Origin of the sequence: Xenorhabdus littoralis, assembly GCF_033949345.1 — a bacterium.
Taxonomy (GTDB): domain Bacteria; phylum Pseudomonadota; class Gammaproteobacteria; order Enterobacterales; family Enterobacteriaceae; genus Xenorhabdus; species Xenorhabdus littoralis.
Window position 1 is genome coordinate 1 of record NZ_VCDP01000161.1, and the last position, 800, is coordinate 800.

The 800-nt window shown below is 58.5% G+C and carries 1 pseudogene; it reads right to left on the bottom strand.

Annotated elements, in window-relative coordinates:
• Positions 1 to 110 precede the first annotated feature (110 nt).
• Positions 111 to 800, bottom strand: a pseudogene (locus FE394_RS20145) (integrating conjugative element protein); the annotation flags it as partial.

An 800-nucleotide genomic window follows, 5' to 3' on the forward strand; every position in this document is an offset into this window, starting at 1 on the left:
ATCCCCGCCCAGCCCGTCAGAAACGTAAGGATTATCACCGCCGCAATAACCAGCGCGATGCCAGCCCCTTTTTTCAGCCTGGACGATGCTTTTGCGTTACCGATCATCACTTATCTTCCCGTCGTCCGGTTTGCCGGATTTTCCAGTTGATAGAAACGCTTATCACTGCTTTCCGTCACGTGTTTCTGCGGATGCGCTTCAATCCGGTGGTTTTCCCGCTCAATAATGGTCAGGATAGCGTTGCGCGCCAGCTCCCGTTTCAGGGTCATTTCATTTTTCAGCGCATTGATTTCCCTGTCCAGCGCCGCAATCCGTCGTTCGCCCTCATTGAGGGCTTCGGCCTGCGCAGCGGCATTGGGTTCGGACATGCCGGTCATCAGCATCCGGCGCATCAGCAGGGCCGTCTCCGTGGTCTCTGCCATCGCCAGTTCACCCGCCAGACGGGCTGTCAGTGCGGCATTATCGGGGTCACGTTGCAATGCCTGAATCACGCCCCGGGTGATGGTCAGGCTGCCGGTTTTCAGTTTGGCCAGATTTTCCGCCGTCGGTTTTTCCGTCCCGTTAACCAGCTTCACCAGCTGTTCAATATTGGCCTGAGTCTGTGCTTCCAGCATCGGTGCAAAACCCGTGCCGGCAACCGTCGCGCCCGGTTGGTGCGATTCCCCGCCGCTGATGCACTCCGCCGCGTTGGCACAAGTGCGGATTGCACGGTCGCCCAGCACGTTGACGACCGCTTCTGCTGCCTCACGCGCACTGCTGAATTTGGTGCAGCTACTGCCGCTGCAATCCTGATGCCGGAT